Origin of the sequence: Adlercreutzia sp. ZJ141, assembly GCF_011038965.1 — a bacterium.
Taxonomy (GTDB): Bacteria; Actinomycetota; Coriobacteriia; order Coriobacteriales; family Eggerthellaceae; genus ZJ141.
Genome location: NZ_JAAKEB010000009.1, coordinates 93705 through 109654 on the forward strand (window position 1 = coordinate 93705; position 15950 = coordinate 109654).

Sequence of the window (15950 nt, forward strand, 5' to 3'; positions counted from 1 at the left end):
GATGCGTGTCGAGAAATCGGGCGCACGCGGTTTATGGCGGATGTCGTAAATCGCAGTAAGGAGAGGATTGCATGGCCGAACAAAACGCGAATCAGACAACGGAGCAGGTTGCCCCGCTTCGCCTTGGCCGTAGCGTCAAAGCCGATTCCGCCATCGAGTATATCGAAGGAGGAGCAACCTCAGCGCAGGGCTTTCGGGCATGCGGCGTGCATGCCGGCTTCCGTAAAGACCCGCAGCGTCTTGACATGGCCTTGCTGGTTGCCGACGAGCCATGCGCGTGTGCGGGCGTGTTCACTACAAACGTGTTCTGTTCCGCACCTGTTATCGTTTGCCGCGAGCAACTTGGAAACGTAGGGTATGGAACCGCTCGCGCTTTGGTGGTAAATTCCGGCAACGCGAATGCAGCTACCGGTGAGCCCGGGTTGCAAGCCGCGCGCGAATCCGCGCGCATCGTGGGAGATGCGGTTGGGTGCCCAGCGTCCGAGGTCATGGTGGCTTCCACTGGCGTCATTGGCGTGCATTTGCCGCTCGAGCCGTTCCGTGTGGCCGTGCCCGATGCTGTGCGTGTGCTTTCTACCGAGGGCGGCGCTCAGGCGGCGCGTGCCATTATGACCACCGACACCGTTGCGAAAGAGGCAGCGGTGCGCTTTTCCGGTGATGACATTGGTTACGAGAGTTGCACGTTCACTGTGGGCGGCATGGCGAAGGGCTCGGGCATGATCATGCCCAACATGGCCACCATGATATCGGCCATCACTACCGACGCACCTGTGTCTCCCGATGCACTGCATGAAGCGCTCGTTGAAGCGGCGAATGTGAGCTTTAACAAGGTGACGGTTGACTCCGACACCTCCACCAACGATTCGTGCTACGTGCTGGCAAGTGGCGCCGCTGCTCCCGCCGGTGCTGCCCCTATCACCATTGGTTCACCGGCGCTTTGCCGCTTCAAGCAAGCCCTTATTGCCGTATGCGAGAGCCTGGCGCGCCAAATGGCTGCCGACGGCGAGGGCGCAACCAAGCTTGTTACCGTGAACCTAGCGGGTGCGGCAACCCCAGCAGATGCCGATCTGGCTGCTCGTGCCGTTGCAAATTCCCCGCTGGTGAAAACCGCCATTTGTGGGCACGACGCCAACTGGGGGCGCATTGCTGCCGCCATCGGCAAGTCGGGTGCGGTCTTCCGCCAGGAAAACGCTTCCATCGACATCATGGGCATGCCCGTGTGTAGACGCGGTTTGACCGTCGCCTTCGACGAAGACGAAGCGCTTCGCCGATTCGAAGACCCCGAAATCGTACTAGACGTCGACCTGGGCGAAGGTTCGTGCGAAACCACCATCTGGACGTGCGATTTCACGCATGAGTACATTACGATCAATGGAGATTACCGTTCATGAAGTACGCAAAGCACACGCGCCCGCTGGGCGTATCCAACGACGCAGCCGAGGTTTTGGTTGAGGCGATGCCGTGGATCAAAAACATCACGGGCAAAACCGTTGTCATCAAGTATGGCGGGTCGGCCATGGTCGACAAAGAGCTGCGCCAGAAGGTTATGGCCGACATCGTACTCATGAAGATCATCGGCATCAATCCGGTTATCGTGCATGGCGGCGGCAAGGCCATCAGCGCAGCTATGGAGCGCATGCAGTTACCGGTTGAGTTCAAGGACGGTCAGCGCGTTACCACGCCCGAGGCTATGGATTTGGTGCGCACGGTACTCATGGGCGAGGTCAATCAAGATTTGGTTGCCGATTTGAATGCCCACGGCAACTTTGCGGTAGGACTTTCCGGTGCCGACGGTGGCACGATCATTGCCAAGCAGATGAGCCCCGAGTTACAGCGCGTCGGTCAGATCACCCGCATCAATTCCTACCTGGTAGAAGATCTCATCGAGGGCGATTACATTCCGGTCATTGCTTCTGTTGCACTCGGCGAGGACGGTGGCTTCTACAACGTAAACGCCGACATGGCAGCGGGATACGTGGCTGCGGCCATCGGCGCGCACAAAATCATTTTCCTTACCGACGTCGACGGCCTGTATGAGAACTTCGAAGACAAAGACTCACTCATTTCAAACCTCACGTTGTTCGAAACGCAGTACCTTGTTGAGAACAACGTGGTGTCGGCGGGCATGATTCCGAAGTTGCGTTCGTGTATCCATGCGCTGGAAAACGGCGTGTTCCGTGCTCACATCATCAACGGTATCACGCCTCACTCGTTGCTGCTCGAGATCATGACTTCTACGGGTGCTGGCACGACTATCCATGCCACCGATGAAGCATGCAAGAATGATGCACATCCACTGGGGAGTTTTGCAGCGAAGTTGTCGGAGAACTCGATCGCATCCGAAGGGTAGGAGTGTTTCGGCGATGCGCGCCGAAACACGTTGAGGAATTCGCCATAAGCGCCGTTTGAGGTGCCGGTATTGATAGGAGAGAACATGGGTTTCGCAGAACAACGCGCATTGGAATCCGAATATGTCATGGGCACGTTCGCCCGCAAGCCGGTGCAACTGGTCGAGGGCGCAGGCATGCGTGTCGTCGATTCCGAGGGCAACCAGCTACTCGATTTCATTGCGGGTATCGGCGTGTGCAGCTTAGGGCATTGCCATCCTTCATTAGTCAATGCTTTATGTGAACAAGCGCACAAGCTCGTCCATGTGAGTAACTACTACTACATCGAGAACCGTGGCGAAGTCGCCAAGATGGTTTCCGACCTGATGAACGTTGGTGTCGAAGAAGCTGATCAGGAGGTGTGGCAAAGCTTCTTCAGTAATTCCGGCGCAGAGTCGAATGAATGCGCTATCAAACTTTCTCGTCTGTATGCGCGCAAACGCGCCGCAGCACAGGCGGAACCAGGCAAGCAGGCACAGGCGTTTGCTGCAGCGCCGCGTACGATCGTTGTGATGGAGCGCAGCTTCCACGGTCGCACGTTGGCTACGCTTGCTGCTACCGCACAGCCGGTCAAGCAGGAAGCGTTCATGCCTCTGCCCGACGGGTTTGTTGCCACGCCGCTCAACGACATTGCGGCGCTCGAGCAGTTGTTCGAGCAGCAGGGCGACTCCATCTGCGCTATTATGCTTGAACCGATTCAGGGCGAAAGCGGCGTACACCCCGCCACGCCCGAGTTTATGCAGGCAGCCCGTCGTCTTACTGCTGAGCGCGGCGCGCTGCTTGTGTGTGATGAGGTACAGTGCGGCATCTTCCGTACTGGCAAGCCGTTTGGGTTCCAGAACTTCGGTGTGGTGCCCGATATTGTGACCATCGCGAAGGGTGTCGCCTCGGGGTTCCCCATGGGTATGTGCGCCGCACGAGCCAGCGTGGCTGCGGCGTTCGAGCCGGGCGATCATGGAACCACGTTTGGCGGCAGCAATTTGGCGGTCAGCTCGGCGTTGGCGGTGCTGCGCACCATTCGCGATGAAGCCATTGCCGAAAACGTGCTGCGTGTGGGCGCGTACATGCGCGAGCGTTTGGCGTCGCTTCCCGGCGTGGTTGAGGTTCGTGGTTTCGGCCTGATGAACGCCGCCGATCTGCGCGAGGGGGTTTCTGCTCCCGACGTGGTAAGCAGGGCGCTTGGTAAAGGACTGCTGCTGAACGCAACCGGTCCGAGCACGCTTCGGTTCCTACCGCCGCTCATTTGTACGGAAGCCGATGTCGATGCGCTGGTTGAAGCGTTGGGAGAATTGCTGGGATAGATTGTCGGAGGGAACAAGCGCAAAGGGGTAGACGCTATGAGGAAACGCCAGCAACGTCACGATGTCATTCGTGACATCATTCGGGTGAATAACGTCAAGACGCAGCGCGATCTTGCCGACCACCTGCAAAAAGCAGGATACGACTGTACACAAGCGACCATTTCTCGCGACATCATGGACATGGGTCTGGTGAAGTCGCGTGAAGGATACTACGTGCTACCAGAGGAAATGCGGCTACAGCGCATGGTGTCGGAATTGGTTGAGGAAGTGCACGTCGCTGGGAACTTGGTTGTGGTGAAAACCTTCTCGGGCGGCGCGGCGGGCGTGTCGGCGGCACTTGATAAGGCCGACCTGCATGGTGCGCTCGGCACGGTGGCTGGTGACAACACCATTCTCATCGTGGCGGAGTCGCCCGAGGCATCCGCTCGTATCGAAGCCGCTATCAATCGCTTACGGTGCCGCTAGAAGCGCAGTCGCAGGGCGTTTGAAACCTGTGTGATGCTGCTCATCGTTTGGCTCGGCATGCCGTTTTAACGAGCTTCCGTAAGGAGATCCGCCACAAAAGGGATGGGTCTCCTTACTGTTTTTCAACGAACTCGTGTTGTTTGAGGTGACTGCACGCCCCGATGATACAATGGTGGTTGCTACCTAAAGGGAGGTGTGCATGGCATCACGGGCAATCAAGAACAGATGCGGCGTCAAGAAGAAACATGCGTCTCCTGGCGTTCTTTCGGTTATCGCAGTTATTTTCGGTGTTATTGTGGCGCTGAGTGTCGGCGTGTATGCACTGGGGTCTTCGTGGCTGACTGATCTTCCCGATTACGAAGATGCGAGCGCGTACAACGCAGCGCTTCCTACCGAGGTGTACGCGAGCGACGGAGCAACGCTGCTTGCGAAATTTCAGCTTGAATGGCGCGAGCCGGTCAGTATCGACCAGGTGAGTCCGTATGTCCTCGAAGGCACGGTGGCTACCGAGGACGAACGTTTCTATGATCATGCCGGGTTTGACCTAGCAGGCATTGCGCGCGCTGCGGTGAACAACCTCACCGGCGGCGAGCGCGAGGGTGCATCGACTATCACGCAGCAGTTTGTGCGCAACACTATTCTGTCGAGCGAGATGGACGAAATCTCCTACAAGCGTAAGGTACGCGAAATCTATCTGGCGATGAAGCTCGAGCAGGTGTACTCGAAAGAAGACATCTTGCTCATGTACTTAAACACCATCAACTACGGTTCGGGTGCGTATGGAATCGAGGCGGCATCGAAGCGCTACTTCTCGAAAAGCGCTAGCGACCTCACGCTTGCCGAGGCCGCCACGCTCGTTGGTATTCCTCAGTCGCCCACGTATAACAATCCCATCGACAACCCTGAGCAGTGTGTTGCGCGCCGCAATCTGGTGCTCGATCGCATGCTGAGCAATGGTTATATCACGCAGGAAGAACACGATGCGGCGGTAGCAGAGCCGCTTGTGCTTAATCCTACGGAGCAGTCCGACGACGGGCTTATTGCTTACCCGTACTTCACGAGCTATGTGCGCAATCTGCTCATGGACGAAAATGGGTCGTACAAGTATTCCACTGCCGAAATCTTTAAGGGTGGTCTCAAGGTTATCACCACGCTTGATGTGAATGTGCAGCAGCAGGCCGAGCGTGCCGCTGCCAAGAAGCGGACGACGCTCGATGACAGCATGGAAGTTGCCATCGCTGCCGTTGAGCCGGGTACGGGCTACGTGAAAGCGCTGGTGGGTGGCTCGAACTACGACGAAGAAGAGTTGAATCTCGCAACGGGTGAAGGTACCGACGGGGGCAGGCCCTGCGGTTCTGCCTTTAAGACGTTCACGCTGGTTTCCGCTATTGAGCGTGGCATCGATCCCGACACCACCAACGTCGATTGCTCATCGCCGGCCACCGTTGATGGGTACACTCTGCGAAACATCGACAACATCAACTACGGCACGCGTAGTATAACCAGGGCGTTTGCCGTGTCATCGAACACGGGTTTCGTTCGTCTTATCTCGAGCTTGGGTACCAACAGTGTTATCGATGTTGCAGAGCGTATGGGTATCACGAGCGATTTGCGCTCGTCGGGTGCAGGAGCTTCGCTCACACTTGGCGTGGCCAACGTTACACCGCTTGATATGGCGAACTCGTTTGCAACTATTTCTAGCGGCGGCAAGCATTACGACCCGCAGCCGGTGCTGCAAATCTACGATCGCAAGGGTGCGGTAGTCATCGACAACACAAATCCCGAAGGCGATCAGGCACTTACTCCCGAGGTTGCATATGCTGCCGCTACCGCCATGCAATCGGTACTGTCGTACGAGGGCACGGGTGCGGGGTACAGCTTGCCGAACGGGCAGCCGGTGGCGTGCAAAACAGGTACCAGCGAAAACTCCCGGGACATTACGTTTACGGGCACCATTCCGCAAATCGCCGTAAGTGTATGGGTGGGTGACCCCAGCAACCAAAATGTCATGCCACATCACAGCATGTGCGTCGACGTGTTCATGGATTTCGTGGGTGCGGTGTGGGGTGGCGACCCTGTGCGCGCGTTCCCTACGGCGGACGATCCTCCGTATAAACCATACAATGATGCCAAGTACCACATTGGCAGTGGGTATTGGTCGGGTTCTCAGGGTGAGGACAAAAAAGACGACGAAGCGGATGACGAAAAGAAGGACGGCGAGAACAATCCTTCCACTACCGATGATCCTACGGTTGCTCCGGTTGATCCTGCCACTCCGGTCGATCCCGTCACTCCAGTTGATCCTGCCACTCCGGTTGATCCCGTCACTCCGGTTGAACCCACGAACCCTGATCCGGGAAGCCCAGCAGCGCTTACCGAGCCGGACGATGGACCGCAGGCGGCAAGCAACAGGTCAGTATCGACGGCTGCTCGTATGGCGTGGCGCTTGGTAAACATATTCTCGCCAACGAGTGAGGTATGGCACCCATCACGTGATGTTGTGGGTGGTATGTTAGCGTATAGGTAACGGAATGTATAAAACGCACAGCAGTGCGCAGGGCCCAAACATCGAAGGGGATCGCCTGTCAGCTGCAAAGGAGGAAAGGTTCATGAGAACGATGCTCTTGCGAAAGAACGTGATCGCCTTCGCTTGTGCAGGCGTGCTGTTGCTTGCTGCATTGTCTGGCTGCACAACGGGGCCGAGCGAAAGCGAGCAAGCGCAGCAGGCGAATCGCGACTATATGGCCCAGGTAAATCAGAGCATGGAAAGCCTGGAGGCGAAACTCGGTAGCTTCATCGATGCCGTGTCGCGTGGCGATGTCGTGAACATGCGTACGCAGGCCGATAACGCCTACGCCGCGCTTGACGCTTTGGCGAAAATCGAAGCGCCTGAAGGATTGGAAGATATTCAGACTTCCTATGTTGACGGAACGAACGCATTAAAAGAGGCACTTGACGATTACATTGCTCTGTATACCGAAATAGAATCGGCAACTGCGGACAATCCGTTCGATTGGGCTTCGTACGACAACCGAATCTCCCAGATCAAGAGCAAGTATGACGAGGGAATCGGCCTGCTTCAGTCAGGTGACAACGCAGCTGCAGCGAAGAAATAGTGCGTTTCAGCTAGGGAATGAATCAGTACTCCCTTCTGTAAGTGGCAGAAAAGAGGGTCGGCAAATTGCCGACCCTCTTTGCGATGGTGCGCCGAGCATGCGCACGATTCTGGCGCTGCTTCGATCAGGTGCGTTACGTGCTTGCTGGTTGCGCTGACTCTCCAGAGGTGTTCGGGTCTCCCGATTCTGTATCGTTGCCCTCATCGTCGGGTGCGTTCGGGTCATCCGTTCCTTGCGCATCGGGGTTGGGTCCCTTCGATACCACCACTACGATTTTCCCGTCTTGCACGGACTGGCTGATCACCGTGCCAGCAGGCACCGAATCGGAGTATTCTTCGACATACGACGTCTTGTACGAGTTCAGGAGCTCCTTAGCCTCATCAAGCGTTTTTCCACTCGTATTTGGTGCATTCTCAGCTGCCTTTGAGGTAAGCTCTTTCTGTTTCTCATTGAAGTTGTTGTTGTATTTCGGGTCTTCCACGTCGGGGAAGTTGGTGATCTCGGTTCCTTCGAGTGCACGGCTCATGAACGTACTCCACAGCCAGTTGCAGGTAAGGTTTTCATCGGTGGGGCTGTAGTCGCGCGCGCCGATCCACACCGAACAGCACAGGGTGGGGGTGTAGCCCACCAGCGTGTGATCGCGCCAGTCGGTACCGGTACCGGTCTTGCCGGCCACGGGCTGCCCACTTGCCAAGCCGAAGCCGTATGCTGTCCCTTCCGGTGACTCGAACACGCCGCGCAGCACCTTGGTCACCGCGCCGGCTACCTTTTCGTCAAGCACGCGCTCGCTGGTGTCGGGCGCTTCGTAGAGTACCTCGCCGTCGCTGTTCTCGATGCGTGTGATAGCGATGGCTTTGCGATGTGTGCCGCCGGTTGCGAACGACGAGTACGCCTCGGCCATCTCCAGCGGCGTGGTGTTTTCGGTTCCCAGCGTAATGATGGGAAGGTTGCTCAACGGAGAGGTTACACCCAGCCGGTGAGCCATGTTCACTACCTGCGACGAGCCGACTTCTTGGATGAGACGGTAGTAGCCAGTGTTTGATGACACGGCTGTTGCGCTGGCGATGGACCGAATACCCTGGTCCTGTTTGCCGTAGTTGTACAGCTCATCACCTGTTTCCATCTTCAGTGGGTTTGTGCAGTCGATAAGCGTGTCGGGATCAATGCCTTCTTCGATGGCGGTTGCCAGTGTGAACGCCTTAAATGATGAACCGGCAGGGCGTCCGCCCTGTGTCGCGATGTTGAACTGGTTGGCGTCAAAATCCTTGCCGCCTACCAGTGCCAGAATGTGCCCGGTCGCAGGGTCGATCGCTACCAACGCCGCTTCTAGGTTGTCGGCCATCTGCGCGCACTGCTCTGCGCAGGTTTGCTCGGCTTTTTCCTGCATAACAGGATCAAGTGTGGTGTGGATAGTGAGGCCGCCTGCGAACAGGTCCTCGTATGACACGTCGAAGCCATTGTTTTCGTCAAGCAGCAAATCGCGCACGTAACTGGTGAAGTACGGGAACGCGGTTATGCCGTCGATACGCGCGTCGGGCGCAGGGTTCAAATTCAGCTCTTCGGCAACTGCCGCATCGTGTTCCTCTTGTGTGATGTCACCAACGCTCAGCATTCGGTCGAGCACGATATTGCGTCGTTCAAGGCATGCGTCGGGGTTTTCCTTGGGGTTGAGGTACGTCGGTGACTGTGGGATACCGGCAAGCGTTGCTGCTTGCGTCAACGTTAGGTCGCTTGCGTTTACCTGAAAGTAGTTTTGTGCTGCTGCCTGAATGCCGTAACAGCCATCGCCGTAGTTGATGGTGTTTAGGTACATGAGTAGGATATCGTCTTTGGAAAAGCGTTTTTCCATTTCCAGCGCCAGCGTCGCTTCGCGAATCTTGCGCTTGAGCGAGATGTCGTCCATCTCGTCGAATAGGATCGTGTTGCGCACGAGCTGCTGTGTGATCGTTGATGCACCCTGCATATCGCCGCCGCGCAGGTTGTTCAGCACAGCGCGCGCGATACCCATGATGTCCACGCCGTCGTGCTCGTAGAAGCGGGAATCTTCGGTGGCAATAGTTGCTTGCGTTACGTAAGTATTCACCTGGTCAAGCGTTACCGGATCGCGTTTCTCAAGTTGGAATTGCGCGAGTTTTGTGGTGCCATCCGCTGCCCACATGGTCGATTCCTCAGCGTGGCTGGCAAAATCGAACGACGAGACGTCAGGCAGGTCGTCGGCCCAACCCTCCATGATGCGCAGCACCCCGTGTACGCCGGAATAGGCGATAAGGCTGACTGACAGCACTGCTACAAGAAGACCCCATTGCACGGCATGGGAGCGCTTTTCGCGCTGTTTTCTGCGTACCTTCATGCTCCGTTATACTACCATTTCTGAAGTTGACCGCATTACCGTTGTGCACGCGCGCGAAACGCGTGCCGATTCGATAAGAATAAAGCATGAAAGACGCAGTTCTCGGGCATTTTTGGGGAATTGCACGGGAAAACGATGGGGGAACGATACATGACAAGCAAGGTGGTTGACGGCGTTGAACGGCGCGTCGAACTGCTCGCACCGGCTGGCGGGCCAAGCGCTCTTCATGCCGCAGTGGCCGCTGGGGCCGATGCGGTGTATCTTGGACTCGATGCTTTCAACGCACGGCGAAACGCCGAGAACTTCACACTCGATACGTTGGCTCAAGCGTGTGACTATGCGCATCTGCGTAACGTGCGGGTGTACGTGACACTGAACACACTCGTGCTACCCTCCGAGATTGACCGCGCCATCGAAGTTGCGCGCCGTGCGGCAGACGCTGGGGCCGATGCGTTTATCGTGCAAGATATTGGCGTGGCCTCCCGCTTGAAAGAGCAGGTGCCCGAGGCGAACTTGCATATTTCAACCCAGATGAACACTCACAGTATTGCCGGTTTGGAAGCGGCCGCTCTGTTGGGGGCTCGTCGCGTCACGCTGGCTCGCGAGCTGTCGATGGCCGAGATTGAGCAACTCGCCGACGTTGCGGCTCAATTGGGAATGCAGGTGGAAACCTTTGCCCACGGGGCGCTGTGTGTGTGCTATTCAGGACAGTGTCTTATGTCGTCGCTTATTGGTGGGCGTTCGGCGAATCGGGGCTTGTGTGCGCAGGCGTGTCGGCTGTCCTATGATCTACATGCCGAAAGCAATCCCGACCCGCTTCCCGCCCCAGGCGAGCACTTGCTGTCGCCGCAGGATCTCTGCACCATCGATGTGCTGCCGCAGTTGGTGCGCGCAGGTGTATCGTCGCTGAAGATCGAGGGCCGCATGAAGTCGCCCGAATACGTTTTCGCGGTGGTGGGCGTTTACCGTCGCGTGCTCGATCGTGTGTTGGCGGGTGAGGTGAGTGCGAAGGCAACCGATCAGGAACGTCGTACGCTGTCCGAGGCGTTCTCGCGCGGCTTCACCACGGCATATCTGGAAGGGCATCGTGGTAACGACATCATGAGCTACGGCAGGCCCAACAACCGGGGTGTGTTCGCGGGGCGCGTGTCGCGTGTTGGAGACGGTTGGGTTGCTATTGCCTCTGAAGTGCGACTCGTCCCAGGCGACGTCATCGAATTCTGGACCAACAAGGGGCATTTCGCACACGTGCTTGACCAAACGGCGCGGTTCGAGAAGAATACCGTGTTCGTGCAGCCCGAGCGCGCGGTGGGGAAGGGCGACCGGGTGTTTCGCGTTCGCAGTGCCGAAGCGCGCTTCGTTGACGATCCGTTTTCGCCTCGCGTTGCGGTTGTGGGCAAGGTTCAGTTGCGTCTCGGCGAGCCCGCGCGTGTCGAGTTCAGCCCGTGTGAGCCGCGCGTTGCGGGCAAGGTTGTCGGACGTGCTGAGGGGAGCGTTGTCGAAGTGGCGCGCACGAAGGCGCTTACCGAAGACGAGGTTCGCGAGCATGTTGATCGCTTGGGTCAGACGCCCTTCTGCCTGGAATCGCTCGAAATTGATCTTGACGACGGTGTGGGTATGGGCTTCTCGCAGCTACACCGGCTGCGCACTGCCGCACTTGATGCGCTATCCGATTTGCTGATCACCGCCAATCGGGCCGATTCTCGCGCCACCCACGCCACTCACACCGCCTATCCGCTCCAACCCGCGTGTTCAGCCGACAACGAAGCGCCATTCGTTGCCGTATGGGCGACAAATCCTGCGTGCGCTCGTGCGGCGAAGCGTGCTGGAGCCCAGGCGGTGTACGTGCCTGCTCTCAACTACAAGCGGGGCGAGGCAAGCTGCCAAGGCGTTCGCTTATCGCAGGCAGGTCAGGCGGGCTATCCGAAGCGAGCCATCATCGCGTTGCCGGTCGTCAACCATGACCCGGTGCCAGGAACGCGCGAGGAACGACTCGGGTTCGATGCATGGCGCTACGTAAAACCCGACAAACCTGTGTTCGCCGATTCGCTGGGCGACCTCGTTCGGGCGCATGACGAAGGTGCGCTTCCCGAACTTGGCTTCCATGTGCCGGTAACGAATCGTGCCGCATTGCAGGCTGCTGCAACACTGGGGGCGCATCGCGTCTGGCTGTCGCCGGAGCTTACGCTCGGTCAGCTTGACGACATGGCCCGCGGCGCGACAGTTCCTTTAGGTATCGTTGTTGTTGGGGCGCAAGAACTCATGATCACCGAGCACTGCCCGCTTATGAGTCAGGGGCCGTGTAATGAACGCTGCAATGAATGCCCCCGCCGTGAAGTGCGCCATCACCTGATCGACCGCAAGGGGTTCGATTTTCCGGTGGTGTCAGACGCACTTGGCCGCGGGCACCTGTACAACGGCGTGTCGCTCGACATCGTACATACGCTTCCCGACCTCATCGACATGGGTATCAGTGCGTTCATGGTCGATTCGACACTCATGACGCCCGAAGAAACCGCAAAGGCCACCTCGCGCGCAGTTCGTGCGCTGGATGCCGCGCTGCATGGCGGGGCGGCGTTTCCGAAACCACGAGGGGCAACCACAGGGCATTTGTTCCGAGGGGTGATGTAGGACATTCGGCTTTGACTACGTGCGGCGTGGCAGGAAATCCGAATACCGCAAGTCGAACGGCGAACACCACAAACTGAAAGTCGAATGCCGCAAGCCGAACGGCGAAAGCGGAATACGGCCGTGCGCAGATGTTCGGCGCGATTTGGTGTCGGTCGCAGCGGCGAGTTGGTATATGATGGTTCGCGCACAGTAAACGGAAGAGGGAAAAACAACCATGCTTTCACCGGAAGAACAACTTCACATCATTGCTTCGGGCGCGGCTCAGATCGTGCCCGAGTCCGCCCTGCTCGAAAAGCTGAAGCGCGGCACGCCGCTCAACATCAAGCTGGGTGTCGACCCTACGGCCCCCGATATCCACCTGGGGCACGCGGTGCCGCTGCGTAAGCTACGTCAATTCCAGGACCTCGGGCATCGGGTTACGCTCATTATTGGTGACGGTACAGCACTCATTGGTGATCCGTCAGGGCGCAACACCACGCGTCCGCAGCTCACGCGCGAGCAGATTAAAGCGAATGCTCAAACCTACGTTGACCAGGCGTTTAAGGTGCTTGATCCCGAAAAGACCACGCTGCGTTTCAACTCCGATTGGATCCTTGCTCTTGGCATGGAAGACCTATTGAAGATCACCTCGAACTTCACAGTGGCGCGCATCCTCGAGCGCGATGATTTCCACAACCGCTATACGTCAAACCAGTCCATTGGCTTGCACGAGTTCCTCTATCCCACCATGCAAGCATACGATTCGGTAGTCATTAAAGCCGACGTTGAACTTGGCGGCACCGATCAGCTGTTCAACTTGCTCGCCGGCCGCGAGCTCATGGAAAAAATGGGTCTCGAACCGCAGGTGTGCCTCACGCTGCCGCTGCTCGAAGGCACCGATGGCGTGAAGAAGATGTCGAAGAGCTACGGTAATTACGTCGGCCTCACCGACGAGCCTGCCGACATGTTCGGCAAGCTGATGTCGGTACCCGACGAGGTTATGGTGAAGTACTTCCGGTTGGCATCGACAGTTCCCGTTGATGAGATCGACGAAATTGAGCGCGGGCTTGCCGCCGATGAACTGCACCCCAATAAGGTGAAGCGCTCACTTGCGCGCAACATTGTGGCTGCGTACTACGACGAGGCAGCTGCCGCTGCAGCTGAGGCCGACTTCGATCTCAAGTTCAAGGAGCATGGTTTTCCGGAGGACGCGCCTGTATGCGAGGCCGATCTGACTCCGTTGCCGGACGGAACGGTGTACTTCGCGAAATTGCTTGTCAGCGCGGGCGTGGCACCGAGCGCTTCTGAGGCTCGTCGGCTCATCGATGCGGGTGCCGTGAAGCTGAACGGGCAACCCGTTGCCGCGAAGTCTTACAACTTGCCTCCTGACGCGCTTGTCGGCGCGCAGATTCAGGTAGGAAAGAAGAAGTTCGTCCGTTTCGCGTAACACTCAAGCGCTTTGTGGGCATCATGTGAGCAACTGGAAAATAGTCAAAATCGTTGCAAGGATGTGCCGTCCTCATTCGTGTTGTTCATGAGAGGATAAAATCAGCGTCCCAAGGTACGCGGGCATGCTCTTGAGTGAGACGATTGTAAGGATGCATCGAAACAGATGTGCCTTTTGCGTCGTCCCGCGCGACTGTTTTCCCGCGTTCGCTACGGGGCACGTGCGCGAAAGGATGATAAGACGATGAAAAAGACGATAATCGCTGGTATTGCCGCAGTGGGGCTAGCAGTTGCTGTCATGGTGCCAATGGTTGCGTCGGCGGCAGCGAATTGGACGTGTGCCCCTGCCAGTGCCGCATGTGTCGCAGCTTGCCCGGCAGGGGCACCAGGCGCGTTTGTTGACGAGAATAACAACGGTGTTTGTGATCGCGCGGAAGCTGCCAGCTCCGATCGTCCTACTGACTCAGGATTCGTTGACGAAGACGGCAACGGCGTCTGCGACCGTGCAGAAGCTGTCAACCCTGATCGTCCTGCCTACGGTAGACACTATGCCGGACATCATGGTGGTCACGGTTGTCGCCGCTAATCTGGACTCTTTACAAGTAAGGACGCGCTGAGCTAGCCAATGAGGGAGTCGCGCGACATAGAGAAAACGATGCAGCGCCACGCCGATGAGGTGTGGCGCGTGTGCGTGCTGTACTTTCATGCACACGCCGACGCGCAAGATGCATTCCAAGACACGTTTCTCAAGTATGCGCTTGCCGACGACGTAGCGTTTGAGGGAGACGAGCATCGCAAGGCGTGGCTTATCCGTGTAGCAGCAAACGTGTGCAAGGACATGCTGAAGGCGGCCGCACGGCGCACTGTGGCACTTGATAACAGTCGAAGCCAGAGTATCCCGGCACCAGTTGACCCGTTGGCTCAGCCTGCTTCGTTTGAGAGTGAAGTTGTCAATGTGATGCGGAGTCTCGATGACCCGCCGCGCACCCCACTGTACCTGTCGATATGCGAAGGCTACACCGCGCCGGAAATTGCCACAATGGTTGATGCCCCGGTGAATACCGTGTATTCGTGGCTTGCTCGCGGCAAGCGCCAATTGAGGGAGGCGTTACGATGACCGATGTCGACCAGCAGGTTCGGGATGCGTTCGCTAAGGTTTGCGCCCCCGAATCCGTGAAAAGTACCACGCTTGCCTTTATAGAGAGTCAGCGAAAGAGCGAAAGCTCGCTTTCAAATTTGGAACAAGAGCCGGTTGTGTTGAAGCGTGCTCACCGCGTCGTTGCGGCTCGCCGCATACGTTTCGCCGCCCCCATTGCTGCATGTATGTTGCTGGTTGTGCTGTGCTTTGGAGGCGTGACGGCGTACTGCACGCCCGCTGCGTATGTTGACATTGATGTGAATCCTTCGCTGGAGCTGTCGGTCAACTGCTTTGGCGTCGTCGTAAGCGCGCGGGGCTTAAATGAGGAAGGGTGCGAAATCGTTGACGAGGTCGACCTTACCCACTGCTCCTACACAACAGCAATTGACCGCCTTGCCGAAAGCCAGGCGCTTTCCTCCTACGTTACAGAAGATGCCATGGTGGATGTAGTCGTTTCCGCACGAAATAGCAAGCAAGCCGACCGCCTTGAGCGCGAAAGCGAAGCAGGCTTTTCGGAGATCCCGTGTCAAACGGCGTGCTCGCGTGCTGATAGGCAAACGCACGAAAGCGCGCATGCGTGCGGGATGAGTATGGGGCGCTATGAGATAGCCCAACAGCTTGTGGAAGCAGACGACTCGCTGAGTATGGACGAATGCGCAGCAATGAGCATGCGGGAACTACGCGACCTCGCTGCCGCACAGGGCTTGTCATACAGTGAGGAACAAGAAGAGACAGCCGGGAACAGTCACGGAGCTGGTAACGGTCATGGAGAAGGCAATGGCCACGGTCATGGAGCCCGCCGCGAGCATTCAGAGTAGAAATAAACGGGAGCAAAACCTTCCATATTGAGCGGCAATAATAACCTTCACATTTCCTCCAACATTTCAAAGAGCAGCGTATCCCCAGGTAGTACGGCCGTACAACGCTCAAATCAAGACAAAGTGTGCGAGTGGTAGCGTTCTTTCAAAACTTTTCCTTGACGGGGAGGTGCAGGGAGGGTAAAGTTCTATCTTGCGCTTCGGGGGAGACCTCGAAAGCAAACACAAGCCCTGATAAGACCAAAGAGAGCAGGTCTTATGCAGGTTAGGGACCTTGAGAACCGGATACTGTGAGGCAGACATTTCGAAGACGATAAAT

Annotated in this window: 12 protein-coding genes; 11 read left to right on the plus strand and 1 reads right to left on the minus strand. The window is 57.4% G+C overall.

Annotation, left to right across the window (positions count from 1 at the left end):
• Nucleotides 1–71: 71 nt before the first annotated feature.
• The 6 genes from argJ (at nucleotide 72) to G7Y44_RS06125 (ending at nucleotide 7269) form a co-directional block, all read left to right on the plus strand.
• Nucleotides 72–1391 carry a bifunctional glutamate N-acetyltransferase/amino-acid acetyltransferase ArgJ gene (argJ, locus tag G7Y44_RS06100; protein ID WP_165248345.1) on the plus strand — a complete coding sequence of 440 codons (1320 nt, stop codon included), beginning with the start codon at nucleotides 72–74 and terminating at the stop codon, nucleotides 1389–1391.
• Entirely contained in the window at nucleotides 1388–2350 is a 963-nt protein-coding gene (argB, locus tag G7Y44_RS06105; protein WP_165046197.1) for an acetylglutamate kinase, read from the plus strand. The genes argJ and argB overlap by 4 nt, the downstream gene beginning before the upstream one ends.
• 84 nt (nucleotides 2351–2434) lie before the next feature.
• Entirely contained in the window at nucleotides 2435–3688 is a 1254-nt protein-coding gene (locus tag G7Y44_RS06110; protein ID WP_165248347.1) for an aspartate aminotransferase family protein, read from the plus strand.
• Between the two features lie 36 nt (nucleotides 3689–3724).
• The gene (locus G7Y44_RS06115) at nucleotides 3725–4153 is read left to right on the plus strand and encodes an arginine repressor (RefSeq protein ID WP_165046195.1); all 429 of its coding nucleotides are present in this window, start codon (nucleotides 3725–3727) and stop codon (nucleotides 4151–4153) included.
• 199 nt (nucleotides 4154–4352) lie between these two features.
• On the plus strand, nucleotides 4353–6680 hold the full coding sequence (locus G7Y44_RS06120; RefSeq protein WP_165248349.1) for a transglycosylase domain-containing protein: 2328 nt from the start codon (nucleotides 4353–4355) through the stop codon (nucleotides 6678–6680).
• Nucleotides 6681–6762: 82 nt separating this feature from the next.
• On the plus strand, nucleotides 6763–7269 hold the full coding sequence (locus G7Y44_RS06125; protein ID WP_241159207.1) for a hypothetical protein: 507 nt from the start codon (nucleotides 6763–6765) through the stop codon (nucleotides 7267–7269).
• Between the two features lie 133 nt (nucleotides 7270–7402).
• On the opposite strand, the gene G7Y44_RS06130 is transcribed toward G7Y44_RS06125, so the two are convergent.
• Nucleotides 7403–9619 (minus strand): penicillin-binding protein, encoded by a 2217-nt coding sequence (locus G7Y44_RS06130; RefSeq protein WP_165046193.1) that lies wholly within the window; start codon nucleotides 9617–9619, stop codon nucleotides 7403–7405.
• A 150-nt stretch (nucleotides 9620–9769) separates the two neighbouring features.
• Between G7Y44_RS06130 and G7Y44_RS06135 the strand changes: the two genes are divergently transcribed.
• The 5 genes from G7Y44_RS06135 to G7Y44_RS06155 all read left to right on the plus strand — a co-directional run bounded on the left by G7Y44_RS06135 (nucleotide 9770) and on the right by G7Y44_RS06155 (nucleotide 15631).
• Nucleotides 9770–12250: a DUF3656 domain-containing U32 family peptidase gene (locus G7Y44_RS06135; protein ID WP_165248351.1), complete on the plus strand. Its 2481-nt coding sequence runs from the start codon at nucleotides 9770–9772 to the stop codon at nucleotides 12248–12250.
• Nucleotides 12251–12464: 214 nt separating this feature from the next.
• Nucleotides 12465–13676, plus strand: a complete 1212-nt coding sequence (gene tyrS / locus G7Y44_RS06140) for a tyrosine--tRNA ligase (protein ID WP_165248353.1) — start codon at nucleotides 12465–12467, stop codon at nucleotides 13674–13676.
• Between the two features lie 243 nt (nucleotides 13677–13919).
• The gene (locus tag G7Y44_RS06145) at nucleotides 13920–14261 is read left to right on the plus strand and encodes a hypothetical protein (RefSeq protein ID WP_165248355.1); all 342 of its coding nucleotides are present in this window, start codon (nucleotides 13920–13922) and stop codon (nucleotides 14259–14261) included.
• A gap of 39 nt (nucleotides 14262–14300) precedes the next feature.
• On the plus strand, nucleotides 14301–14792 hold the full coding sequence (locus G7Y44_RS06150) for an RNA polymerase sigma factor (protein WP_165248357.1): 492 nt from the start codon (nucleotides 14301–14303) through the stop codon (nucleotides 14790–14792).
• On the plus strand, nucleotides 14789–15631 hold the full coding sequence (locus G7Y44_RS06155) for an anti-sigma-I factor RsgI family protein (protein ID WP_165248359.1): 843 nt from the start codon (nucleotides 14789–14791) through the stop codon (nucleotides 15629–15631). The genes G7Y44_RS06150 and G7Y44_RS06155 overlap by 4 nt, the downstream gene beginning before the upstream one ends.
• The last annotated feature ends 319 nt before the right edge of the window (nucleotides 15632–15950 follow it).

Coding starts and splice junctions, on each gene's coding strand:
- argB (WP_165046197.1), top strand. CDS start 1,388: ATGAAGTACGCAAAGCACACGCGCCCGCTGGGCGTATCCAACGACGCA.
- G7Y44_RS06110 (WP_165248347.1), top strand. CDS start 2,435: ATGGGTTTCGCAGAACAACGCGCATTGGAATCCGAATATGTCATGGGC.
- G7Y44_RS06155 (WP_165248359.1), top strand. CDS start 14,789: ATGACCGATGTCGACCAGCAGGTTCGGGATGCGTTCGCTAAGGTTTGC.
- G7Y44_RS06135 (WP_165248351.1), top strand. CDS start 9,770: ATGACAAGCAAGGTGGTTGACGGCGTTGAACGGCGCGTCGAACTGCTC.
- G7Y44_RS06125 (WP_241159207.1), top strand. CDS start 6,763: ATGAGAACGATGCTCTTGCGAAAGAACGTGATCGCCTTCGCTTGTGCA.
- G7Y44_RS06120 (WP_165248349.1), top strand. CDS start 4,353: ATGGCATCACGGGCAATCAAGAACAGATGCGGCGTCAAGAAGAAACAT.
- argJ (WP_165248345.1), top strand. CDS start 72: ATGGCCGAACAAAACGCGAATCAGACAACGGAGCAGGTTGCCCCGCTT.
- tyrS (WP_165248353.1), top strand. CDS start 12,465: ATGCTTTCACCGGAAGAACAACTTCACATCATTGCTTCGGGCGCGGCT.
- G7Y44_RS06145 (WP_165248355.1), top strand. CDS start 13,920: ATGAAAAAGACGATAATCGCTGGTATTGCCGCAGTGGGGCTAGCAGTT.
- G7Y44_RS06150 (WP_165248357.1), top strand. CDS start 14,301: ATGAGGGAGTCGCGCGACATAGAGAAAACGATGCAGCGCCACGCCGAT.
- G7Y44_RS06115 (WP_165046195.1), top strand. CDS start 3,725: ATGAGGAAACGCCAGCAACGTCACGATGTCATTCGTGACATCATTCGG.
- G7Y44_RS06130 (WP_165046193.1), bottom strand. CDS start 9,619: ATGAAGGTACGCAGAAAACAGCGCGAAAAGCGCTCCCATGCCGTGCAA.